Here is a 23,421-nt window from a genome sequence, read left to right as displayed (position 1 = left end):
TGCCGGTCCTTTCCCAGGGCCGATCGGCCCCGGCACGGACCCGTACGGTCCCGGCGCGTCCGAATCCGTACCGTCGCCCGCCTTCGGCCGGTAACGTGACAAATGACTGGAGCGGCCGGTGTCACCCCGCCCGAAGTGCCCGAGGAGAACCAGGTGGGAAGCCCCGAGGAGCCCCAGCAGGCTCGCGTACGCCTGCCGCAGCTCAGGCTGGACGAGCTGCTGGAGGAGCTGCAGGCGCGGCTGGACGCGGCCCGCGGCACCCGGGACCGGGTGCACAGTCTGCTGGAGGCGGTGCTCTCGGTCGGCCGGGAACTGGACCTGGAGCAGGCCCTGCACAGCATCGTGGAGGCCGCCGCGGTCCTCGTCGACGCCGAGTACGCGGCCCTCGGCGTGATCGGCCCGGACGGCAAGCGGCTGTCCGCCTTCCACACCATCGGCGTCACCGACGAGCAGATCGCCCGGATCGGGCCGTACCCGGAGGGCCACGGCATCCTCGGCGAGCTGATCCGCCGCCCCGAGCCGCTGCGCCTGGCGAAGCTCTCCGAGCACCCCGCCTCCTACGGCTTCCCGGTCGACCACCCGCCGATGGACACCTTCCTCGGCGTCCCCATCCGGGTGCGCGAGCAGGTCTTCGGAAACCTGTACCTCACCGAGAAGCACGGCGGGGCGCAGTTCGACGAGGAGGACGAGTCGGTCCTGTCGACCCTGGCCGTGGCCGCGGGCGTCGCCATCGACAACGCCCGTCTCTACGAGGAGTCCCGGCTGCGGGAACGCTGGCTGCGCGCGAACGCGGAGATCACACACAACCTGATGTCGGGCCGCGGGCCCGCCGAGGTGCTCGGCCAGATCGCCGAACGGGCCGGTGAGATCACCGGTTCCGCGCTCGCCGCGGTCGCGCTGCCCATGGCCGGGACCGGGTCGCTCGCGGTGGAGATCGCCGTCGGCATGGACGCCGAGGCGCACCGGGGACTCGTCCTGCCGCTGGACTCCACCCTGATGGGACGCGCGTTCGCCTCGGCGGCCCCCGCCGTCTCCGCGGACGTCTGCCACGACCCGCGCATCTCCCCGGAGCCGCCCCGCTTCCAGGGCCTGGGACCCGCCGTGGCAGTCCCCATCGGCACCGGCGAGGGCGGGGCCCGGGGCGTGCTGCTGCTGGCGCGGGAATCCGGCCGGCCGACGTTCACCCCGACGGAGACCGAGACCCTCCAGGCCTTCGCCGCCCAGGCCGCGGTCGCGATGGAGCTGGCGCAGCGGCGGCAGGACGCCGAGGAGGTCGCGGTGCTCAAGGACCGTGACCGGATCGCCCGCGACCTGCACGACCTGGCGATCCAGCGGCTGTTCGCCACCGGCATGACCCTGCAGAGCGCGGGCCGGTTCGTCGAGCACCCCGAGGCCGCCGAGCGGGTGGCGCGCGCCGTGGACGACCTGGACGAGACCATCAGGATCATCAGGTCGACGATCTTCGGGCTGCGGACCCGTGACGGCGACGCCGGGACGGGACTGCGGGCCCGCGCCGTACGGGTGGCCGGGGAGTCGGCGCCGGTGCTCGGCTTCGCCCCCGGCGTCCGCATGGAAGGGCTCCTGGACACCGACGTGTCCAGGGAGACCGCCGACCACGCCGTGGCCGTGCTCTCCGAGGCCCTCACCAACATCGCCCGGCACGCCCGCGCCGACCGGGCCGACGTCACCCTGGCCACCGACGGCCGCGAACTGCGCCTGACGGTCAGGGACAACGGCGTCGGCATCCCGCCCTCCGGCCGCCGCAGCGGCCTGCGCAACATGGCGGAGCGCGCCGAGCAGCTCGGCGGCCGGCTGGACTGGGACTGCCCCCGCGACGGCGGGACCACGCTGGTGTGGCGGGTCCCGGTGACGCGGGACTGACTCCTCCGGCAGGCCGGGGGAGTCGGGAGCGTGGTCCGCCGCCGTTCGGGCGACGGCGGACCACGCTCCTCTCACGGGCGGCGCAGGACAGGCGGCGCGGCGCGGGGAGGCGTCCGCCGGTTCCGGCCGGGCGTCAGGAGGCGCACCCGGCCGGCGTGGCCCGCGAGGCGTCGGAGATCAACGCCCGCTGAGCCGTCCTGAGCCGTTGGACATCCGGCTTGACGACCTTGCGGTCGTACGTCAGCAGGCCGTTGAGCTCACCTTCGACGTCCGAGATCTGGGTGTACACCGCGCCGTTGCCGCCCTCGCAGGCCAGCGCGTGGACCTCGGCCAGCTTGGCCAGGTAGTCGTCGGTGTAGGCCGCAGGGTCGACGTCGACGTACGACTGCTGCACCGACCAGGCGTGACCGGGCACGGCCAGGCCCAGGCCGCCGTACTCGCCGGCGACCAGGGCCCGCCGGCCGTCGGGGTGCGGTGGCAGGGCCGGACTGGGATAGCCGTGTTCGTCCATGATGTCGCCGGTGCCGCCGTCCTCGCCGAGGTTGAGCCCGGACATGGAGTTGACCAGCCGGGTCGGGTCCCAGGCCTTGGCCTGGTCGGCGACGCGGGCCATGTCGTACTGGCCCCAGCCCTCGTTGAAGGTGACCCACATGACGACCGACGGGCTGCTGTAGTGCTCGTCGATCATCTGCTTCATCTCGCGCTCGTACTCGGCGCGGGCCTGGGCGGACGGGTTCACTCCCGCGGTCATCGCGGGCATGTCCTGCCACACCATCAGACCGAGCCGGTCGGCCCAGTAGAACCATCGGTCGGGCTCCACCTTGATGTGCTTGCGCACCGCGTTGAAGCCCATGCTCTTGTGCATCTTCAGGTCGTAGGCGAGTGCTTCATCGGTCGGCGCGGTGTACAGGCCGTCCGGCCAGAATCCCTGGTCGAGGGTGGCCATCATGAAGACCGGCTTCCCGTTGAGCAGGGTGCGCGGCACGCCGTTCACCTTCTCGACCTTCACCGACCGCATCCCGAAGTAGCTGCCGACCCGGTCGGCCCCGACGCTCACCCTCAGGTCGTAGAGGAACGGGTCGTCGGGCGACCACAGCCGCGGGTTGCGGATGCGCAGGGTCAGGGGTCCGCCGCTGCGGCCGGTGACGGTGGCCACCGCGCGCTTGCCCTGGTAGGCCGTCGCGGTGACCGGCAGACCGTCGCGGACGCCCTGCGGTTCCACGGTCAGGGTGCCGGCGTCGACGTCCGGGGTGAGCTTGAGCTGGTCGACGTGGTCGGCGGCGACCGGCTCCATCCACACCGTCTGCCAGATGCCGGAGGTCGGCGTGTACCAGATGCCGCTGGGGTCCAGGCGCTGCTTGCCGACCGGCGGGTTCTCGCCGGCGGCGGCGTCGGTCGGGTCGTAGACCCCGACGATCAGCTCCTGGGTGCGGCCGGGCTTCAGGGCGTCGGTGATGTCGGCACTGAACTTGTCGTAGCCGCCCTGGTGTTCGGCCACCTCGGTGCCGTTGACGTACACCGTGGCCCGCCAGTCGACCGCGCCGAAGTTCAGCTGCAGCCGCTTGCCGGAGCCGATCTTCCAGCCGGCCGGGACGGTGAAGGTGCGCCGGTACCACATCCGGTCCTCGTGCCGTTCGAGCCCGGACAGCTGCGACTCGACGGGATACGGGACGAGGATCTTCTCGCCGAGCTTCCTGCCCACCGGCGGCTGCTCTCCCGCCGTGGCGGCGGCGAACTGCCAGGTGCCGTTGAGGTTCTGCCAGGAGTCACGGGTGAGTTGGGGCCTCGGGTACTCCGGATGGGCGTTGTCCGGGGAGACCTTGTCCGCCCACCGGGTGCGCAACTCGTACGTCGACTTGTTGGCACCGCTGCTCCAGAAGGAGCTGACAACGTTGCCATCCGCACGGGTCAGACCGCCCTGGCCGTCGTAGCGCACGTCGGCGAGACCCGAGGCGGTGCCGGTCTTGTTGCCGACGACCGGTTCCTTCAGCGTGATCAGCAGCTTGCGGGGGTCGGCGGAGTCCAGGCGGGCACTGCCCAGGGGCCAGGCGGCGCCTCCGATCACGGCGTCGACGTGCTCGCCGAGACCGGCGGGCGGTGCGCCGAGCGGCTTCGCGAATTCGAGGGCCAGCGTGCGGCCGCTGCTCACGACGGTGGTGGAGACGGCTCCGTCGTAGTCGTAGCCGTCGGGCAGCCGGAACGCCGACTGGGGTACGGCGGTCTTGGTGCCGCCGGGCGGGGTCCAGCGGAGGTGGAGGTTGGATCCGCCGTAGTGCTCGAAGTACTCGACCTTGATGTCGTAGGCCGTGCCCGCGGTCAACTCGACCGGCTGGGCGGTCTGTTCACGGTCCCAGTCGTCCACCCAGTGGTCGATGACCAACTGGCCGCCGACCCAGAGCCGGAACCCGTTGTCGCCGATGACGGAGAACGTGGTGGGTCCGGTCTTCTCCGGCACGACCTTCCCGGTCCAGCGGACGCTGACGTCGTCGGACTGGCCGGTGGCGAAGTTCAGGCGCGGCTCCAGCGTGTCGAAGTCGAGGTTCGGATCGAACCCGGTGGCCTTGAGCTTGTCGAAGTCGAAGGCGCCGGGGGCGGACTGGGTGTAGTACTCGCCCTTGAGGCCGTGGACTTCCACGGGGTCGTCGGCCGCGGTGGCGGCGGGTGCCGCGGTGAGGCCGGTGAGGCCCAGTGCCGCGGCGAGCAGCAGGGCGAGGCGTTGTCCGAGAGGTCTGATGCGCACGAATCCTCCTTGGGTGAGGAAGGGTGGCGGCTCGTTGCTTCAGTCTGTACAACGTTGGAAGGAACGGCAGTTGGCATGAGAGCACGGCTCTCGGCCTCTGTCCAGGGGCATGACAATCCCCGGGGACGGGGCACTCATCGACGCTGAGGAGATCCCTTGCGGGTCAGCCTGAGGGACGTGGCGGAACGCGCGGGCGTTTCGATCAAGACCGTGTCCAACGTGGTGAACAACTATCCGCACGTCACCCCGGCCATGCGCGCCAGGGTGCAGGCGGCGATCGACGAGCTCGGCTACCGGCCCAACCTCACCGCGCGGCATCTGCGCAAGGGCCGGACGGGGATCATCGCGCTCGCCGTCCCCGAACTCGGCAACCCGTACTTCGCTGAGCTGGCCGGCGCCGTGATCGACGCGGCCGCGGAGCACGAGTTCACCGTCCTGCTCGACCACACGCGGGGCGAGCGCGAGCAGGAGATCCTGGTCAGCCAGGGATTCCGGGGCGGGGTGATCGACGGGCTGATCCTCAGCCCGCTGACCCTGGAGGCCGAGGACCTGCGGGGCAGGTCGGCAGACGTGCCGCTGGTGCTGCTCGGCGAGCGCGAGTACGGCCTGCCCTTCGACCACATCGCGATCGACAACGTGGCGGCGGCCCGGTGCGCGGTGCGCCATCTGCTGGGCCGTGGCCGCACCCGGATCGCCTACCTCGGCGTGCGCACCGACTCCGTGAACGAGCCCGCCCACCTGCGGCTGGACGGCTGGCGCACGGAGCTGGCGGCGGCCGGGGTGCCGGCGCCGGACAGCCTGGTGGTGCCGGTCGGCGGCTGGGACCGGGACGACGGGGCGCGCGCGATGGCCGAACTGCTGGACTCCGGCGTGCGACCGGACGCCGTGTTCGCCTTCAACGACCTGATCGCGATCGGGGCGATGCGGGTGCTGCACGAGCGGGGTCTGCGGGTGCCGTGGGACGTGGCGGTGGTGGGCTTCGACGACATCGCGGAAGGGCGGTTCGGGGCCGTCACCCTGACGACGGTCTCGCCGGACAAGCAGGCCATCGCGAAGATGGCCGTCGCCTCGCTGCTGCGCAGCCTGTCGGGCCGCGAGGAGCCCGGCGGGCGCGAACTGATCGCGAAATTCGAGCTCGTCGAGCGGGAGAGCACCCTGGGCCGGCGGTGACGAGATTTCGGACGGAAGGCTTTACACGGCCCTTCCAACGATGTAAAAACCTCCCCTGAACGACGAGCACGCTGAGTTGACGCAAGAGCAAGCCTCCCCGAGAGCGCTCTCGGCTCCGGGGCCGTGCCGTTTGGGGACCCCTGATGAAGCCCACCGCACTTGCCCGTCGCACCTCCGCACGCACCCTTCTCGCCGCCGGCCTGGTGGCGGGCCTCGCGCTCGCGACCGGATGCACCAAGTCCGAGGACGATGCGAGCACCAAGCCCGCCGCCTCGAAAGGGGACGACGCCGGACAGGTGGTCGCCTCACCCGGCACCGCCTCCGGCCCGACCTGCACCATCGACGCCTACGGCGGCCAGAAGACCGACCTGAAGTCCGCCACCGTCGGCTTCTCCCAGTCCGAGAAGGAGGCCAACCCCTTCCGGATCGCTGAGACCGCCTCCATCAAGGCCGAGGCCAAGGCGGAGGGCGTCAAACTGCTCACCGCCAACGCCCAGTCGCAGTTCTCCAAGCAGATCAGCGACGTCCAGGACCTCATCGCCAAGGGCGCCGACCTCCTGGTCATCGCCCCGCTCAACTCCGACGGCTGGGAGCCGGTGCTGCGCACCGCGGCCGCCAAGCACATCCCGATCGTGACCATCGACCGCAAGATCAACGCGACCGCCTGCAAGGACTACGTGAGCTTCATCGGCTCCGACTTCGTCGAGCAGGGCAAACGGGCCGCGGACCAGATGATCGCCGCGACCGGCGGCAAGGGGGAGATCGCCATCCTCCTCGGCGCCGCCGGCAACAACGTGACCACCGAGCGCACCAAGGGCTTCGAGGACCGCATCAAGGAGAAGGCACCCGGCCTGAAGATCGTGTTCCGCCAGACCGGCGAATTCGCCCGCGAGAAGGGCCAGTCGGTCACCGAGAACCTCATCCAGTCCAAGCCCGGCATCACCGGGATCTACGCCGAGAACGACGAGATGGGCCTCGGCGCCGTCAACGCCCTCAAGGGCGCGGGCAAGAAGCCCGGCGACGTCAAGATCGTGACCATCGACGGAACCCGCAACGCCGTCCAGGGCATCGTGGACGGCTGGATCTCCGCGGTGATCGAGTCCAACCCGCGGTTCGGACCGCTCGCCTTCCAGACCCTCGACACCTTCACCAAGGGCGAGAAGGTCGGGCAGGACATCGTCATCAAGGACAGCGCCTACGACAAGAGCAACGCCCAGGCGGACCTCGGCAAGGCCTACTGACGTGCTCTCCGTCAGCCGGCTGTCCAAGACCTTCCCCGGCGTGCGCGCGCTGTCCGACGTGGACTTCACCGCGCGCGCCGGGCAGGTGCACGCGCTCGTCGGCGAGAACGGGGCCGGCAAGTCGACGCTGATCAAGGTGCTCACCGGCGTGTACCGGCCCGACCACGGCGAGGTGACCTACGACGGCGGACCCGTCCGCTTCACCACCCCGCTCCAGGCCCAGCAGGCGGGCATCTCCACCATCTACCAGGAGGTCAACCTCGTCCCGCTGATGAGCGTGGCCCGCAACCTGTTCCTCGGCCGCGAACCGCTGAACCGGCTGGGCCTGATCGATTTCCGGCGCATGCACCGGGAGGCCGAGGAGGCGCTGCGCGGCCTCGGCATCCGGGTCGACGTGCGCCGGCCGCTGCGCGAACTCGGCGTCGGCGCCCAGCAGATGGTCGCGCTCGCCCGCGCCGTCGCCGTCGAGGCCCGTGTCGTCATCATGGACGAACCGACCTCCTCCCTCGAACCGCGCGAGGTGCAGACCCTGTTCGAGGTGATCCGCATGCTGCGTGAACGCGGCGTCGCCGTCGTCTACGTCAGCCACCGCATGGACGAGCTGTACGAACTCTGCGACACGATCACCGTCCTGCGCGACGGCCGGGTGGTGCACACCGGCCCGCTCGCCGAACTCGACCGACTGCGCCTGGTGGCCATGATGCTCGGCCGGGAGATCGGCGAGGTGCGCGCGGAGGGCATGACCAAGTTCTCCGGAGCGCACGACACCGAGGCCGAACCGGTCCTGACCGCAACCGACCTGACGATCCGCCATCAGTTGCGGAAGGTGTCGCTGTCGGTGCGGCCCGGCGAGGTCGTGGGCCTCGGCGGCCTGCTCGGCTCCGGCCGCAGCGAGACCGCGAAGGCCATCGCCGGCGCCCTGCCCACCGACTCGGGCCGCGTCGTCGTCGCCGGCGTCCCGGTACGGGCGAACTCCACCGCCGCGGCGATCCGCGCCGGCATCAGCCTGCTGCCGGAGGACCGCAAGAGCGAGGGCATCCTGCCGGGCCTGTCGGTCCGCGAGAACATCGCGCTCGCCGCGCTGCCCGGCCTGTCCCGCTTCGGCCTCGTCGACGACGCCCGCGTCGACCGGATCGTCGAGACGTTCATGAAACGGCTCCGCATCAAGGCCGCGAGCGCGCACCAGAAGGTCGGCGAACTCTCCGGCGGCAACCAGCAGAAGGTCCTGCTGGCCCGCTGGCTCGCCCTGCACCCGAAGGTCCTGCTCCTGGACGAGCCGACCCGCGGCATCGACGTCGGCGCCAAGGCCGAGGTGCAGGCCCTCGTCGACGAACTCGCCGACGACGGCCTGGCCGTGCTGCTGATCTCCTCCGACACCGAGGAACTGATCGAGGGCAGCGACCGCGTGGTGGTCCTCAAGGACGGCGCCGTGGTCCGCGAACTCACCGGCGACGCCGTCACCGAGGGCGAGCTGATGCGCGCCATCGCCGCCGTACCCGCGGGAGAACGCGATGACTGACCTCACGCTCGCGCGCGGCACGCTGGACCGCACCCGGCTGCTGCGCCTGCTCCAGGACTACGGCGTGTACACCGGCGTCCTGGTGCTGCTGCTGTTCAACTTCGCCTTCACCCCGCACTTCGCCTCCACGGAGAACTTCCGCACCCAGGCCGTGCAGGTGGCACCGGTCCTGATCGTCGCGCTGGGCATGGCACTGGCGATCGGCACCGAGGGCGTCGACCTGTCGGTGGGCTCCGTGATGGCGCTGGCCACCTCCCTCCTCTCCCTCTACCTCGGCTACGGCCCCTGGATCGCCCTCCTGATCGCGGTCCTCGCCGGTGCCGTGGTCGGCGTCGCCAACGGCGCCCTGATCGCGTTCGTCGGCGTCCAGCCCATCGTCGCCACCCTCGCCCTGATGGTCGCCGGACGCGGACTGGCCCTGGTCCTGCTGCCCCAGCTCAAGGACGTGCACGACCCGGGCCTCGCGGCGCTCGGCTCCGGCGCCGTCCTCGGGGTGCCCTACCTGGTCCTCATCGCCGCCGCGCTCGCGCTGCTGGTCACGTTCGTGATGCGCCGCACCACGTTCGGGCGGCAGGTGCTGGCCGTCGGCGACAGCCGTCCGGCGGCCCGGCTCGCGGGCCTCCCCGTACGCCGGGTCCTGGTCGTGGTCTACGTCTGCTCCGGCGCCCTCGCCGCGGTCGCGGGCGTCCTGGCCACCGCCCGCCTCGCCGCGAGCGACCCCACCTCCCTCGGCACGCTGATGGAGCTGTCCGCCATCACCGCCGTGGTCGTCGGTGGCACCCCGCTCAGCGGCGGACGGGTGCGCATCGGCGGCACCGTCGCGGGTGCCGTGCTCATCCAGTTGCTCACCACCACCCTCATCAAGCACGACCTGCCGCCGTCGTGGACCCAGATCGCTCAGGCCGTGGTGATCGTCCTCGCCGTCTACGCGGCCCGGGAGCGAGGCGGGAGATGACCACACAGACCGAAGAGGCCGGAATGCCGGGCGAGACCCTGAACGGCACGGACGCCGGTCCCCGGCGCATGAACCGCTCCGAGCGGCTGAGCGGGCTCGCGCAGCAGCACGGCGCCCTGGTCACCCTCGTGATCGCCATGGCCGTGGCGTCGCTGAGCTTCGACACCTTCCTGACCGGCGACAACCTGGAGAACATGGCGCTGTCCTCGGCGTTCCTCGCCGTGGTCGCCCTCGGCATGACGTTCGTGATCGTCACCGGCGGCATCGACCTGTCGGTGGGTTCGCTGTTCGCGCTCGGCGGTGTGCTCGCCGCCTGGGGCTCGCAGTACGGCACGGCCGTCGCCCTGCTGCTGCCGCTCGCCGGCTGCGGACTGGTCGGCCTGCTCAACGGCGTGCTGATCGCACGCGTCGGGCTGCCGCCGTTCATCGTCACGCTGGCGGCGATGCTGGGCGCCCGGGGCGTCCTGCTGGCCCTCACCGACGAGGGCTCGACGACCTACCTCGTCGACAAGGACTCCTTCTTCGCCACCCTCGGACAGAGCTCCCTGGGCGGCATCGGAGTACCCGTGTGGATCACCGTGGCGCTGTTCGCCGTCGGGGCCGTCGTGCTGCGCCGGACCAGGTTCGGGCAGTACGTCTACGCGGTCGGCGGCAACGAGGACGCCGGCGCCCTGATGGGCGCGCCGGTGGCCCGCACGAAGATCTCCGTCTACACGCTCTCCGGGCTGTGCGCCGGACTGGCCGGCGCGCTCAACGCGGCCTGGCTGCTGTCCGGAGTGACGATCCTCGGCAGTGGAATGGAGCTGGAGGCCATCTCGGCCGTCGTCATCGGCGGCACCCTGCTCAGCGGCGGTTCCGGATTCATCAGCGGCTCCCTGGTCGGCGTGCTGCTGCTGAAGGTCATCCAGAACGTGATCAACCAGATCGGCTCGCTCGACTCCGCCTACCAGCAGGTCGTCAGCGGGGCGTTCCTGGCCGTGGTGGTGGTCGCGCAGACCTGGCTCGGCCGGAGGCGGAGAGTGCTCTGACACCTTCCCCGCCGCGACGTCCCACGGACCGCCGTGTCCCCGGAGCGTCCGCGCCGGAGCCGCCGTCGCGTTCGGACAGCGGGGGAGCAGGGGCCGGCGGACCTCGGCGCGGTCGGCGCGCCGAGGTCCGCCACGGGTCACCGCTCCGCGCCGTCCACGTCCTGCGGCTCCGGCTTCACCTCGGGGGCGGGCTCGGTGCCGGTGACGATGCGGCGGATCGTCTCCAGCGGCAGCTTCGGTGAACCGTCGGTGTAGAGGAGGCCGTTGGTCTCCTGGGCGGTGTCCATGAACTGCGTGTAGCAGAAGCCCGCGACGATCGGGCTCGTGTGCAGCACCCCGAAGATGTCGCCGAGCAGAGCGGCGTACTGCGCGTCCGACGTGGTCCGTGTGTAGGAGAACTCGTCCTCCTCGGCGCCCACCGACAGGCCGCCGAACTCGGTCACCATCAGGGGGACTTCGCCGGCGCGGTAGCGCTTTGTCTGCCGCGCGTCGAGGGAGAGGGTCCGCCCGGCCGGACCCGGCGAGGCAAGCAGCGCCTCGAACCCGGCGGCGTCGCCGTAGCGGCGGGTGAGCAGCGCGGGGTCGGACGCGTAGTCGTGCACGCCCATGATGTCGCTGTCGGTGTGCTCCCAGCCCTCGTTGGACATGACCGGGCGGGTCGGGTCCAGGGCGCGGGTGAGGTTCGCGAGCGCGACCGTGTAGGCCCGCTGGGCCGGGTCGTTCGCCATGTCGGAGCAGCCCCAGCTCTCGTTGACCGGAACCCAGGTGACGATCGAGGGGTGGCTGCGGTCCCGCCGCACCATGTCCAGCCACTCGCGGGTCAGCAGCTCCACGGCCTCGGTGCCGTACTCGTAGGCGGCTCCGGTCTCGCCCCACACCAGCAGGCCGAGCCGGTCGGCCCAGTACAGGAAGCGGGGGTCCTCGGCCTTCTGGTGGATCCGGACCGCGTTGAAGCCCATCGCCTTGATCAGCTCGACCTCGCGGCGCAGTTCGGCGGTGCCGGAGTTCGCGATCAGGGTGTCGGGACGGTAACCCTGGTTGAGGACCGAACGTACGTAGTAGGGACGGTCGTTGAGCAGGAAGGCGCCGCGGCCGACACCGGCGCTGCGCAGGCCGACGTAGCTGTCGACGGTGTCCAGCACCTCCGAGGTGGCCGCGTCGCGGACCGTCACCCGGGCGTCGAGCAGGGTGGGCCGCTCGGGGCTCCACAGCAGGTCCTCGCGGTCGATCCCGTTGCGCAGGGCGGGCACGACGAGGTCGACGCGGCTGCGCGGGGTGCGGACGGCCGTGGTGGACCCGGCGAGCACCGTGCCGTCGTGGCTCAGCTCGATCTCCACGCTGACCGGGCCGTCGGGTGCCGAGGCCAGGGTGATCTCGGCCGTGACGCCGCGCGCCGGATCGGGGATCCAGGCCAGGTCGGTGACGTGGCGAGCGGCGACGGTCTCGGTCCACACGGTCTGCCAGATGCCGGTGGTCCGCTCGTACCAGACCGCGTGCGGGCGGTCCTGCCAGTCCTGCTTGCCGCGCGGCTGCGCCAGGTCGGCCGGGTCGTCCTCGGCGCGGACGACGAGCACGTGCGCGTCGGCTCCCGGGCGCAGCGCGTCGGTGACGTCGGCGGTGAACGGCGTCTGGCCGCCGACGTGTTCGGCCACCGGGCGGCCGTCCAGCCAGACCTTCGCGCGGTGGTCGACGGCCCCGAAGTGCACGAGCGCCCGGTCGCCGCCGTCGACGGCGAGGATCTCGTGGGGGATGCGGCGGCGGTACCAGACCACCGCGTGGGCGGCGGTCTCACCGACGCCGGAGGCGGGGGCCTCGGGCGGGAACGGGACGGTGATCTCCCGGTCGAACCCGCCCGTGGACGCGTCGGAGAACCACGCCTCGCGCTCGCCCACGCGGCCGTCGTCGTACCCGAACTCCCAGACGCCGTCGAGGCTGTGCCACCGGTCCCGCCGCAGGATCGGCCTCGGATACGTCCCGTCCTGCTCGCTCGCCTTCACGGACCCTCCTCCTGCCTTTTCCGGAATTCCCGGCATAGGCGTTTCTACGGTCGAAGCCCTGCCATCATGAGTGATCGTTTGCATCGATGCAAGGCCTCGGTGGGATGCGACGATGGGCCGGGACTTCCCGGTGCGGCAGACTCGGGTAGCCCGCCGGGCGCCCGATCGGGGCCCCGGCAGGGTCCGAGTGCCGACACGACGGGAAGGAGGTCCCAGTGGCCAAGGTGCGGATGCGGGACGTGGCCGAGCACGCCGGAGTGTCGGTGCGGACGGTGTCGAACGTGGTCAACGGCTTCTCCCACGTCAGCCCGGACACCCGCGCCAAGGTGCAGCGCTCGCTCGACGAGCTGGGCTACCGCATGGACTACCTCGCGCGCGGCCTGCGGTCGGGCCGTACCGGCTTCATCGCGCTCGCCGTGCCGTTCCTCGCCGAGCCCTACTTCGCCGAACTCGCCCAGGCCGTGATCCGGGCCGCCGGCCGCCGCGGCATCACGGTGCTCGTGGAGTCGACCGCGGGCGACAGCGCGGTGGAGCGGCGGATCATCGAGGGCGGTCTGACCAATGTCGCCGACGGTGTGCTGCTGAGCGCGCTGACCCTGCCGGCCGCCGACATCGCCGCGAAGAAGCCGGACTTTCCGCTGGTCATGCTGGGCGAGCACAGCGTCGGGGACCAGTTCCCGCGGGTCGGCATCGACAACGTGGCGGCCGCCCGGACGGCCGTGGAGCACCTGCTGGAGCAGGGCTGCCGCCGGATCGTCGCGCTCGGCCGCAACGGCAGCGAGAACGGCCGCCAGCGCACCGAGGGCTACGAGCAGGCGATGTCGGCGGCCCGGGTGCGGCGGGTGAACTGGCTGGTCGTACCGGTCGAGGACTGGACAAGGGAGCAGGGCCACAGCGCCGTGCGCGAGCTGCTGGAGGGCGACGGCCCGCTGCCCGACGCCGTCTTCGCCTTCAACGACGCGCTCGCCGTCGGGGCGCTGCGGGCCCTGGACGCCTCCGGGGTGCGGGTGCCCGAGGACGTCGCCGTCGTCGGCATCGACGCCGTCCAGGAGTCCGCCTACACGCACCCGCCGCTCACCTCCGTCGCCCCCGACCTCGACGCCATCGCCGAGCGCTCGCTGGCCCTGCTGGAGGAGCAGATGCAGGCCCCCGGCGGGTCCGGGGAGGCCGCGTCCGGCGAGGAACCGCAGGCGGGAGGGGTCGCGGCGGCCCCCCAGGTGGCCACGCCGTACCGGCTGATCGTCCGCGAGTCCTCCCGCCGAGGGCCCCTTCCGGAGTGAGCCGCGGGCCGGTCCCGGGGTGACCTTCGGGTCCCCTCCGGGGCGGCCCGAGGGCCCCGGCGGCGCCGGTCGGGACTTCTTCCCGGGGATCTATTGCATCGTTGCAAAACGTGTGCGAGGGTCTGCGCCATCGAGTTCACATCGAATTAACGAGGTGAATACCCCTATGAGCGGAGCGATGGCACGCCGGCGGTTTCTGGCCCTCGGCGGCGGCCTTGCCCTGACCGGAGGGCTCGCGGCGTGCTCCTCCCCGCTCGTGTCCGGCCTGACGGGCTCACAGCCGGACACCGCGGACGTCATCTTCTGGAACCTCTTCACCGGCGGTGACGGCGCCAACATGGTGCTGATGGAGAAGGCGTTCCGAAAAGCCAACCCGGGAACGACGGTCGAGGCGACCGTCCTGGGCTGGGGCAACCCGTACTACACGAAGCTGGCGCTGGCCATCGCGAGCGGCACGCCGCCGGACGTGGGCATCACCCACCTCTCGCGGCTCCCGCTCCTCGCCGCCTCCGGCCTGCTGGAACCGATCGCACGGACGCCGCTCGCGGAGTTGGGCGTCACCGAGGACAAGTTCACCCCGGCGGCCTGGCGGAAGGCCACCGTGGACGGCACCCCCTACGCGGTACCGCTCGACACGCACCCCTTCGTGCTCTATTACAACGTGGACATCGCCCGCAAGGCGGGCCTGCTGAACGCCTCGGGCGACGATCTCGTGCCCCTCAAGGGCAAGGAGGACTTCGTCGGCGCGGTGAAGGCGATGCGGGACGCGGGCGGCGCCCAGTACGGCGCGGTCATGTCGATCACCGCCGACCCGTCCACGGCCTGGCGCTTCTTCAGCATGGTCTACTCCGGCCTGGCCGGCCCGATCGTCACCGACTCCGGGACCAGGATCGCCATCGACGACGAGGCGATGCGCGAGACGGTCGCCTTCATGCAGAGCCTGACCGGCCCGGACCTGATGCCGAAGAACCTCACCGGAGCCGGCGCCAACGCCCTCTTCAGCACCGGCAAGGCCGGCTTCCTCTTCGACGGCGAATGGCAGATCCCCACCTACCGCGCGGTCGAGGACCTCAAGTTCAACGTCGTGCCGTTCCCGGCGCTGCTCGGCCCCAAGCCGGTGGCGTACGCCGACTCGCACGCGCTCGTCCTGCCGCGCAACGACCGCGGCGACGAGACCCGCACCCGCAACGCGGCGACGTTCGTCAAGAGCCTCCTCGACAGCAGCGCGGTGTGGGCCGAGGGCGGCCACATCCCGGCGTGGCTGCCGACGCAGCGCAGCAAGGCGTTCCTCGACCAGTCACCGCAACGCAACTACGTCCAGGCCGCGTTCGACGCCCAGTACGACCCGGTGGCCTGGTACACCGGCGCCGGCTCGGACTTCCAGGGCGTGATCGGCGGCACGGTCATCGAGGCGCTCGCCGGGCGCATCACGCCCACGGGCACGGCGGCCGCGATGCGCTCCGCCCTGAAGCGGTACACCACGTCCCGACCGCCGGTCACGATGAAGTAGGAGGCAGTCACCATGACGACCGTCGTCCCGACGCGACCGGCACGAGCCGCATCCCCGGCACAGCCCGCCGCCGACCGGCCCGCCCCCTCCGAACGCCGGGCGGGCAGACTCCTCGCCGCCCCCTTCCTCGTGATCTACCTGCTCTTCCTGGTCGGCCCGCTCCTGGTCGGGGTGGTGCTGAGCTTCTTCAACACCACCACCGTCAAGAGCGGCCTCGGGGACTTCGTCGGCCTGTCGAACTACCACGAGGTGCTCACCGACTCCCTCTTCTGGGAGAGCATGTGGCACTCGGTGCTCTTCACCCTGCTGACCACACCCCCGCTGGTCGTCCTCGCGCTGGGCGTCGCCATCCTCGCCTCGCGCATCCGCCGCGGCCGGCTCTTCTACCGCATCGCCTTCTTCGTGCCCTACGTGGTGCCGTCCTCCGTGGTCACCCTGATCTTCCTGTGGATGTACACCCCGCAGATCGGCCTCCTCCCGAAGGTCTTCGGCGCCGTCGGACTGCCGGTGCCCGACTTCATCGGCAGCACCTCGGGCGGCTGGACCGCCGTCGTGCTGATGACCGTGTGGTGGACGTTCGGCTTCAACTTCGTCCTCTACACCGCCGCCATCCAGGACGTCCCCGCGGACGTCTACGAAGCGGCGGCCATCGACGGCGCGAGCCCCTGGCAGCAGATCCGCCACATCACGGTCCCGCTGCTCGGCCGGACCACCAGCCTGGTGCTGATCCTGCAGATCCTCGCCTCGCTGAAGGTGTTCGACCAGATCTACCAGCTGCTCGGCGGCGGACCCAACCAGTCCACCCGGCCGGTCATCGAGTACATCTACGACACCGGCTTCACCGCCTACCGAGGTGGCTACGGCGCTGCCGCCACCATGGTGTATTTCGTCATCATCGTCGCGATCTCGGCGGCCTGGTACGGGCTGCGACGCCGTCGCGCGACCGGCAGCGCGGCCTGAGCGGAGGACCCATGACCACCATCACCCAGCCGCGGACCGCCGAACCGAAGGGCGCGGTCAACGGCGCCAAGCTCTTCAACCGGCTCTGCGCCACCTGCCTGACCCTGTTCGCGCTGATCTGGCTGGTGCCCTTCGCCTGGGCGCTGATCACCTCGCTGCGCGACGACGCGGCCATCACCCGGAGTCCCACGTCGATCTTCGCGGGCGGCTGGTCACTGGACGCCTACGCGACCGCCTGGGACAACCATCCGATCGGCACCTGGTACCTCAACAGCCTGGTGATCTCGGTACTCGCCGTGATCTTCACGGTGGCGTTCTGCTCGATGGCCGGATTCGCCCTGGCCTTCCTGCGGTTCCGCGGCCGGGCCCTGGTCATGGCCGTCGTCACCGCCGGCCTGATGCTGCCGACCGAGGCGCTGGTGCTGCCCCAGTTCATCGAGTACCGGTCCTTCCACCTGCTCGGCACGTTCTGGGCGCTGGTCCTGCCGTCGGTCGCGGCACCGATCTCGGTGTTCGTCTTCCACTCGTTCTTCCGCGGCATCCCGACGGCGCTGATCGAGGCGGCCCGCATCGACGGCGCGAGCTGGTGGCGGGTCTACGCCACCGTCTGCATGCCGATCTGCCGTCCGGCGGTGTCCACGGTCGCGATCCTCACCTTCATCGGCTCCTGGAACTCCTTCCTGTGGCCGCTGCTGGTCCTCAGCCAGACCAAGTCCCAGACCATCCCGGTGGGCCTGGCCTCGCTGGTGGACCCGACCAGCCCCCAGTACGCCGAGATCATGGCCTCCTCGGTCCTCGGTTTCATCCCGCTCATCGCGGTCTTCCTGGTCTTCCAGCGGCAGATCGTCCAGGGCATCGCCACCACCGGCATCAAGTGACCCGTCCGCGGCGGGCGCGACGGCTCCCGCCCGCCGCGGACGGTCTCACCGGTCCGCGGGGCGGGCGGGACCCGGCGGCAGCGCGCCGAGGACGGCCGCGAGGCCCTGCGGGTCGCGGCGGGCGATGTTGTGGCCGACCGGAATCTCGTGGACCCGCCACCCCGAGTCGGCGCGCAGCCGTTCGGTGAGGGCCACGAACGGACTGCCCGCCCACGCGCCACCGCTGATGTACGTCCGGCCGTACGTGCCGCCGCTGCCGCCCTCCAGCCTGACCGACTGGACGAAGCTCGCCATCGGATGCGGACGCGCACGAGGGTCGAGGCCGTCCGGGACGGCGACCCACCGGCCGTCGCCCCGCGCGCCGGCGATGAACAGCTCGCGGAAACCGTCACTGGTCAAGGACCAGCACGAGTCGCCGTCGTCGGGCACGTAGGCGTCGATGAAGACGAGCTGGGCGAGCCGGTCGCCGAGCCGGTCCGCGACACCGGCGATCACCAGACCGGCGTAACTGTGCCCGCACAGGGCGAGGGGCGATCCGTCGCTCCGCTCGACCGTCCCGGCCACCTGCGCGATGTGGTCGTCCAGGTTCGGCGGACGGTCCGGGTCGGCCGGGACGTCCGGCTCCAGACCCGACAGCGTCACCGCCTCGACCCGATGACCCTCCCGGCGCAGCTCGGCGGCCACCGCGTCGAACACCCAGCCGCCCTGCCAACCGCCCGGCACCATGAGGAACTTCACCGCGTCATCGTAGGGCGGTGCGCTCCCGCCGGGGGAGGGGGTGCCCGGCCGCGCCGGGCACCCCCTCGTCGGTCAGCGGGTCACCGTACGACGACCCGCGTGCTGCCCGTGACGCCGCCGGAGGTCACCGAGACGGTGACGCTGCCGGGACGGTGGGCGGTGAGGGCACCGGTGGCCGGGTCCACCGAGGCGATCCTCGGGTCGGCGGAGGACCACACGTGCGAGGCGGGGTCCGCGACCGGGACGGTGAGCGGAGCGATGTTGTCGCCGGTGACCTGGTCGCCGTCCGCGGTCAGGGTGACGTGGTCGCCCTTGGCGATCGGGTCCTTCGGGCCCCGCACCGTGATCGAGGCGAGCGCGGGCTCGACGGTGTACTGGAGGTCACCGTCGTCGCCGATGCGGACCAGCCCGAAGTGGTAGAAGCCGCCCTGGTCCGCGGGCGCATAGGCGGGCATGCCGAGGTCGGCGAAGGTGAACTGCGGGATGCCGCCCTTCTCCACCGTGGTGGGGTGGCCCTCGGGGTCGAGGATCTGCTCGGCGAAGCCGCGGGCGTGGCCGTACATCATGATCACGTGCTGCTTCGGGTGGGTCTGCTGGAAGCGCTGCACCAGCCGCAGGTACATGCGGGCCTCCCAGCGGTCCGTGAACTGGCTGTTCGCGGCCGGGTGCGGGTCGTAGGCCGGCATGTGCGTGATGACCAGGACGTCCTTGGCGGTGGTGTCCGTCAACTGCTGGACCAGCCACGGGTACTGGGCGCCCTCGGGGTCCTGGAAGGGGTCCGAGGACTGGAGGCTGCCGTGCGCGTTGTCGGTGACGATCAGCCGCGCCGCACCCAGGCCGTAGGCGTAGTGGGTGTCGCCGAAGGTGTCGCTGTAGTTGCCGTTCTCGGCGTCTGCGCCCTGGGTGATCTCGTGGTTGCCGACGATGTCCCGCTCGGGGACACCGAGCGCGTCCATCTTCGACTTGGCGAATTGGAGGTCGGCGAGCTTGCCGTCGTCGGCCATGTCACCGAGGAACTGCGCGGCGTCCGGGCGGGCCTGCGGGCTCAGGGAGGGCAGCCGACCGGCGACGGAGTCCATCACGTTGCTGCTGACCGACCCGGGGTCGGAGGCCAGCAGGTGGGCGTCGTCACCGGCGAGCAGCGTGCTGCCGTGCCGGGCGAAGTCCGCCGAGTCCTCCTCGTGGGACAGCCACTTCGGGTTGTCCGGTACGGCGTGGTAGTCGGGTTCGGTCACCGGCCGGGGCGAGTACAGCGCCTGGAGGCCCGCCACGTTCAGCGAGCCGTCGTAGGCGGTGCTCGGGCTGATGGCCAGGAAGTCGACGAAGCTGATGGTCAGCGGGAACTGCATGCCCGCGGGCAGCTGCGCGACGGCGAGGTGCCAGTCCTTCCAGGTGACGTACGTCGGATACAGCGTGGTCGCCGCGCCGTTGACGCCGATGTACCGCTCGGCCAGCTCGATGCCGTTGCCGTCGCCCTTGATCCACATGCCGATCGCGGTGGGGACGTGGCCGCCCGCGGTGTCGGTCTTGAGGGTGACGTTCGGCGTGAGGACGAGCTGCTTGACGCCGGAACCGGCCGGCATCGCGTAGTCGAGCTTCAGGGATCCGGACTCGGTGGAGCCGGGCGGTACGACCCCGGCGTCTGCGGACAGCGTGGCCGGCTTGCCGGTCGTGTTGTTGCTGAGCCGCCAGTGGTCGAGGCTGTTCATCGGGTCGATGACCTTGCTGACACTGCCGACCGCGATCGACGCCGTGCCGGTGGCACCCGCGACGCTCGCGCTCACGTCGGCGAGGCCGCCGTCGTCGGCGCCCGCGGTGAACAGCCCGTGGGCGTCCACGCCGCCGAGGTTCGCCGGGTCCGTCCGCCAGGTGGCGGCCTCGGCGGGGATCTGCACCCGGTCGCCGTCCTGGTCGGTGCCGGACAGGGTCAGCTGCCGGGTGCCGCCGTTGTCGAGGTCGGCCTGGTCGGGAGAGACGGTGAGGGTCTTCAGCCTGCTGACGACCTCCAGCTTCTCCGACGTGGACGCGCTGCCGTTCCAGGCGATGATCCGGCCGGTGCCCGAGCGGTGCGGGGTGAGCCTGCCGTCCTGGTAGCCGGCGAGGCTCGCGGGCTCGACGCGGACGTGGGTCTCACCGGACGCCGGGTTGGCGAACCGGTCGACGGCGTGCACCGGCAGCGGGACGGAGCCGCCGGTCACGGTGGTGACCGTCTTCCCGTCGTTCACGACCACCGTGCGGGCGGCCTCGGCCTGCTTGGCCGTCGAGTAGAAGAAGATGCCGTTGGCGACCGGGCGTTCGGTGTTGCCGGGCAGGTCGGAGGGCGTGTTGACGACCTCGGCCCGGTCGGCGCCGGGGGCGCGGCTGACCATGCCGGTGGAGCCGCCGCCGTCGAAGAGCATGCCGGTGTACGCGCCGTGCGCGACCAGGTAGCCCGCGGCCTGCTCCGGGGTCACGCCGAAGGCGGTGTCGGCGCCGCCGTGGCCGTCGATGGCGACGACGATGGCGTGCCTGCCGTCCTTGGTGATGCCGACGGCGGTCTCCGGGTTGGCGCCGCTCGGCGGGGTGCCGGTCGGGTCCTGGTAGACCTTGCCGTCCTTGACCAGGGTGTCGACGCCGCTGATCAGCTGCGTGACATCGTTATCGGGGGACAGCCGGGTGGCGATCCGGACGGTGTCGCCGGTGTGCAGCGTGTCGGAGAGCCACTGCCCGCCGTCGCCGGCGCCCAGCAGGCCGGTCTCGTCCGCGGCCAGCCGCGGCACGGTGGTGATGCCGGTCCGCACCCGGTCGACGACGAACCCGCCGGCGGTGCCGTGCCCGGCCACCAGCGTGGACGCCTTGGTCAGACCGGGGGTCTCGCCGAGGTCGGGGGTCACCTCCGTGATCCCGCCGCCCGCCACGTCGTTCACGGTGTTCACCGAGGTGAGCGCACGGGTCGCGGTCCCGGCGGTGATGGTGCCCGAGAAGGTCTCGGGGCCCATGACCAGGGTGCCGTCGGCCTTGACGGCGAGCTGGGAGGCGAAGCCCGCCTTGGGGCTCTTGAGCAGCCGGCCGTCGGTCATGACGCCGCCGACGGGGCGCCCGCTCGCGTGGATCTCGAAGTAGTCGCCGTTGACACCGGCCACCGCGTGGGTCCGGTGGGCCATCGACGACGGCGTCTCGTCCGCCGGGTCGGTGAGGGTGTCGTCGGCCTCGACCATGCCCACCCGCAGGTTCGGGTCGGTCAGGTCGGCCTGGAGGACCTGGATGTGCTGCCGGCCGCCGACCGTGTCGTAGGTCTCGCTGTAGTGCTTCAGGCCGCGGGTGACGGTCTCGGACGGCGTACGGGTCCGGTCCACCACCAGCGGCCAGTTCTCCGGGGTGTCCGGGAGCCAGTCGCCCGGTGCCGTGTGGCCGTGCCCGTGGCCGCCGCCGGCCGTGGCGGCGTCGGAGCCGAAGGCGATGCCCGCTCCGGTCACGGAGGCGATGAGCGCCAGGGCCACCGCGGCCACCGCCGTGCGGCGCGGGCCGGCGGGCGCGGGTCTCTTCTCGCGAAGTGTCATGTGGGTTCTGTCCTTGCAGTCGTGCGCGCCGGTGCTCCCGGCGCGCAACGACCACCGCACACCTGCCCGGCAGACCGCGGGTATCGGTTCAGGGTGTGCGAGATGACCATCCCGGTGGGCGCTCCGCCCGCTTCGCGAACATCTCGCCAACTCTCGGTTCCGTCCGAACTTTCCGCCGGCCGCGGCCATCGAAGCCCCGGCACCCGCCCGGCCCGCTCCCGGCATCGGAAGGGCGTCCGGTGCCGTCACGGCTGGGGGAGTGCCCGCTCGACCCCTCGCTTCCGCCGCACCCGACTGCCGTGGGCCGGCGCCGGTGCCGCATGCCCGGCGAACGAGCCCTTCGCGGAACGCAGTTGGTCTCCGTTGCCGTCGAGCTGACGGCCGGACCGGCTCCCGTCGCCCTCGACTCGCCCTGCAAAGGGCGTGCATGACGACCCGTCAGAAAAAAAAGTCGCCCGCCCGGCGAACCTTTCCGCGTCGGTGTGGATCACACGAGCGTGACGCGTCGTCTCGCGTCGCACCCCACCAGGGGAACGCAGAAGGGATTCGTGGATCCGTGGATCGTAGAAGAGGAAGAACCGCCCTGCGCAGGGGCGTACGCGCGGTCGTCGGGGGCCGTCGGGCGACCGGCGGCGCGGCCGTCCTGCTCGTGGTCTCCGCCCTGCTGACCGGGGCGCTGTCCGGCACGCAGGCCGTGGCCGCGGCACCCGCGGGCGGCGGCACCGTACGGACGGCAGCCGCCGACGGCGGCGGCGATCCGGTCGTACGGCTGCGGCAGGAGGTGCGGGCCGGGTCCCTGCTGGACACGCACGGCGCGCGCGCCGTCTGCCCCCGGTGCGCGGCCCAGATCGTCACGGAGAAGAAGGGCAGCGACACTCCGCTGCACGCGTCCGCGCCCGCCGGTTACGGGCCGCAGGACCTCGCCAAGGCCTACGGCCTGCCGGCGAAGTCGAAGAGCACCGCGACCGTCGCGATCATCGACGCGGGCGTCGACGCCAATCTGGCCTCCGACCTGGCCGCCTACCGCGCCGCTTTCGGGCTGCCCGCCTGCGACACGGCGTCCGGCTGCCTGACGCTCAAGAACTACACCGGCGGCAAGCAGCCGGCACCGCAGAAGAGCGGTCCCGGCGCGGCGCTGGAGGAGGACGTCGCCGTCGAGACCTCGCTCGACCTCGACGCCGCCTCCGCGGCCTGCCCCACCTGCCACCTGCTGGAGATCTCCGTGCCCTGGCAGGACGGCGAGGACGACAACGACGTCTCCACCGGCGACTTCGCCAAGGCGGTCGACACGGCGGTGGCCGCCGGCGCCTCGGCCGTCAGCATCAGTTACGGCTACACCGCGGACGTGACCAACACCAGCGGCGCCTCTCTCAAGTCGCTCAGGCACAAGGGCGTCGCGATCACCGCCTCCACCGGCGACTCCGGCTTCAACGGCGGCATCCACCAGGCATGGCCGTCCAACCTGCCCTCGGTGACCGCCGTCGGCGGCGTCACCCTGCCCGCCGACGGCCCCGCGACGGGCTGGTGGGCCGCCGGAAGCGGCTGCGAGACGGACTTCACCGCAGCCACCGGCCAGCCCGCCGCGGTCACCGCCGCCTGCGGCCACCACCGCGCGGCCGCCGACGTCTCCGCGGACGCCGACCCGGCGACCGGCCTGGCCGTCTACGACACGTACGCGCCGAGCAGCGGCGAACCCGTCGACTGGACCATCGTCGGCGGCACCAGCGCCTCCGCGCCCTACATAGCGGGGCTGTACGCCCGTGCCGGGCACCTCTCCGCCGTCCAGGGACCCAACACCCTCTACCAGGCCCCGGCGTCCGACTTCACCGACGTCACCGGCGGCACCAACGAGGACTACCGGCAGTGCGCCGACTACCCCGGGATCCGCGCCTCGCTGTGCACCGCGGGCGCCGGCTGGGACGGGCTGACCGGCATCGGCATGCCCCACGGTCTCGGCGCGTTCTGACCCGTCCCGTCCGTCACCC

The 23,421-nt window shown here is 71.7% G+C and carries 15 protein-coding genes; 11 read left to right on the top strand and 4 right to left on the bottom strand.

Annotated features, from left to right (window positions below; all coding sequences use genetic code 11):
* Positions 1 to 153 precede the first annotated feature (153 nt).
* A complete protein-coding gene (locus ACIQOE_RS32760; RefSeq protein ID WP_351323388.1) occupies positions 154 to 1,881 on the top strand; it encodes a GAF domain-containing sensor histidine kinase in 1,728 nt (575 codons plus the stop codon).
* A 133-nt stretch (positions 1,882 to 2,014) separates the two neighbouring features.
* On the opposite strand, the gene ACIQOE_RS32755 is transcribed toward ACIQOE_RS32760, so the two are convergent.
* Positions 2,015 to 4,621, bottom strand: coding sequence for a PA14 domain-containing protein (locus ACIQOE_RS32755; protein ID WP_365574416.1), 2,607 nt, complete (start codon positions 4,619 to 4,621; stop codon positions 2,015 to 2,017).
* Positions 4,622 to 4,777: 156 nt separating this feature from the next.
* On the opposite strand from ACIQOE_RS32755, the gene ACIQOE_RS32750 reads away from it, so the two are divergent.
* The 5 genes from ACIQOE_RS32750 to ACIQOE_RS32730 all read left to right on the top strand — a co-directional run bounded on the left by ACIQOE_RS32750 (position 4,778) and on the right by ACIQOE_RS32730 (position 10,534).
* Positions 4,778 to 5,791 carry a LacI family DNA-binding transcriptional regulator gene (locus ACIQOE_RS32750; protein ID WP_351323269.1) on the top strand — a complete coding sequence of 338 codons (1,014 nt, stop codon included), beginning with the start codon at positions 4,778 to 4,780 and terminating at the stop codon, positions 5,789 to 5,791.
* Between the two features lie 143 nt (positions 5,792 to 5,934).
* Positions 5,935 to 7,032 carry an ABC transporter substrate-binding protein gene (locus ACIQOE_RS32745; protein WP_351323270.1) on the top strand — a complete coding sequence of 366 codons (1,098 nt, stop codon included), beginning with the start codon at positions 5,935 to 5,937 and terminating at the stop codon, positions 7,030 to 7,032.
* Position 7,033: 1 nt separating this feature from the next.
* Complete coding sequence (locus tag ACIQOE_RS32740; protein WP_401415314.1) at positions 7,034 to 8,551, top strand: sugar ABC transporter ATP-binding protein; 1,518 nt, start codon at positions 7,034 to 7,036, stop codon at positions 8,549 to 8,551.
* Entirely contained in the window at positions 8,544 to 9,506 is a 963-nt protein-coding gene (locus ACIQOE_RS32735) for an ABC transporter permease (protein WP_362641098.1), read from the top strand. Before ACIQOE_RS32740 ends, ACIQOE_RS32735 begins: the two co-directional genes overlap by 8 nt.
* On the top strand, positions 9,503 to 10,534 hold the full coding sequence (locus ACIQOE_RS32730; RefSeq protein WP_401415311.1) for an ABC transporter permease: 1,032 nt from the start codon (positions 9,503 to 9,505) through the stop codon (positions 10,532 to 10,534). Before ACIQOE_RS32735 ends, ACIQOE_RS32730 begins: the two co-directional genes overlap by 4 nt.
* Positions 10,535 to 10,671: 137 nt before the next feature.
* On the opposite strand, the gene ACIQOE_RS32725 is transcribed toward ACIQOE_RS32730, so the two are convergent.
* A complete protein-coding gene (locus ACIQOE_RS32725) occupies positions 10,672 to 12,531 on the bottom strand; it encodes a glycoside hydrolase family 2 protein (RefSeq protein ID WP_401415309.1) in 1,860 nt (619 codons plus the stop codon).
* A 215-nt stretch (positions 12,532 to 12,746) separates the two neighbouring features.
* Here ACIQOE_RS32725 and ACIQOE_RS32720 point away from each other — a divergent pair, with 215 nt between their 5' ends.
* The 4 genes from ACIQOE_RS32720 to ACIQOE_RS32705 all read left to right on the top strand — a co-directional run bounded on the left by ACIQOE_RS32720 (position 12,747) and on the right by ACIQOE_RS32705 (position 17,159).
* On the top strand, positions 12,747 to 13,811 hold the full coding sequence (locus ACIQOE_RS32720) for a LacI family DNA-binding transcriptional regulator (protein ID WP_401415307.1): 1,065 nt from the start codon (positions 12,747 to 12,749) through the stop codon (positions 13,809 to 13,811).
* A 166-nt stretch (positions 13,812 to 13,977) separates the two neighbouring features.
* Positions 13,978 to 15,321 carry an extracellular solute-binding protein gene (locus tag ACIQOE_RS32715; protein WP_401415305.1) on the top strand — a complete coding sequence of 448 codons (1,344 nt, stop codon included), beginning with the start codon at positions 13,978 to 13,980 and terminating at the stop codon, positions 15,319 to 15,321.
* Between the two features lie 12 nt (positions 15,322 to 15,333).
* Complete coding sequence (locus tag ACIQOE_RS32710) at positions 15,334 to 16,281, top strand: sugar ABC transporter permease (protein ID WP_351323276.1); 948 nt, start codon at positions 15,334 to 15,336, stop codon at positions 16,279 to 16,281.
* Between the two features lie 11 nt (positions 16,282 to 16,292).
* Positions 16,293 to 17,159, top strand: coding sequence for a carbohydrate ABC transporter permease (locus tag ACIQOE_RS32705; protein ID WP_365574398.1), 867 nt, complete (start codon positions 16,293 to 16,295; stop codon positions 17,157 to 17,159).
* 45 nt (positions 17,160 to 17,204) lie between these two features.
* Here ACIQOE_RS32705 and ACIQOE_RS32700 read toward each other — a convergent pair whose 3' ends face one another.
* Both ACIQOE_RS32700 and ACIQOE_RS32695 read right to left on the bottom strand, forming a co-directional pair.
* On the bottom strand, positions 17,205 to 17,897 hold the full coding sequence (locus ACIQOE_RS32700) for an alpha/beta fold hydrolase (protein WP_401415302.1): 693 nt from the start codon (positions 17,895 to 17,897) through the stop codon (positions 17,205 to 17,207).
* Positions 17,898 to 17,977: 80 nt separating this feature from the next.
* Complete coding sequence (locus ACIQOE_RS32695; protein WP_401415300.1) at positions 17,978 to 21,436, bottom strand: phosphodiester glycosidase family protein; 3,459 nt, start codon at positions 21,434 to 21,436, stop codon at positions 17,978 to 17,980.
* Between the two features lie 556 nt (positions 21,437 to 21,992).
* On the opposite strand from ACIQOE_RS32695, the gene ACIQOE_RS32690 reads away from it, so the two are divergent.
* Positions 21,993 to 23,402, top strand: a complete 1,410-nt coding sequence (locus tag ACIQOE_RS32690) for a peptidase S8 (protein WP_401415298.1) — start codon at positions 21,993 to 21,995, stop codon at positions 23,400 to 23,402.
* Positions 23,403 to 23,421: the final 19 nt, after the last annotated feature.

It is taken from the genome of Streptomyces sp. NPDC091282 (assembly GCF_044757385.1).
GTDB classification, from domain to species: Bacteria; Actinomycetota; Actinomycetes; order Streptomycetales; family Streptomycetaceae; genus Streptomyces; species Streptomyces gramineus.
This window is presented reverse-complemented; position numbering and strand designations above follow the sequence as displayed.

Coding starts and splice junctions, on each gene's coding strand:
- ACIQOE_RS32745 (WP_351323270.1), top strand. CDS start 5,935: ATGAAGCCCACCGCACTTGCCCGTCGCACCTCCGCACGCACCCTTCTC.
- ACIQOE_RS32735 (WP_362641098.1), top strand. CDS start 8,544: ATGACTGACCTCACGCTCGCGCGCGGCACGCTGGACCGCACCCGGCTG.
- ACIQOE_RS32730 (WP_401415311.1), top strand. CDS start 9,503: ATGACCACACAGACCGAAGAGGCCGGAATGCCGGGCGAGACCCTGAAC.
- ACIQOE_RS32715 (WP_401415305.1), top strand. CDS start 13,978: ATGAGCGGAGCGATGGCACGCCGGCGGTTTCTGGCCCTCGGCGGCGGC.
- ACIQOE_RS32710 (WP_351323276.1), top strand. CDS start 15,334: ATGACGACCGTCGTCCCGACGCGACCGGCACGAGCCGCATCCCCGGCA.
- ACIQOE_RS32705 (WP_365574398.1), top strand. CDS start 16,293: ATGACCACCATCACCCAGCCGCGGACCGCCGAACCGAAGGGCGCGGTC.
- ACIQOE_RS32695 (WP_401415300.1), bottom strand. CDS start 21,436: ATGACACTTCGCGAGAAGAGACCCGCGCCCGCCGGCCCGCGCCGCACG.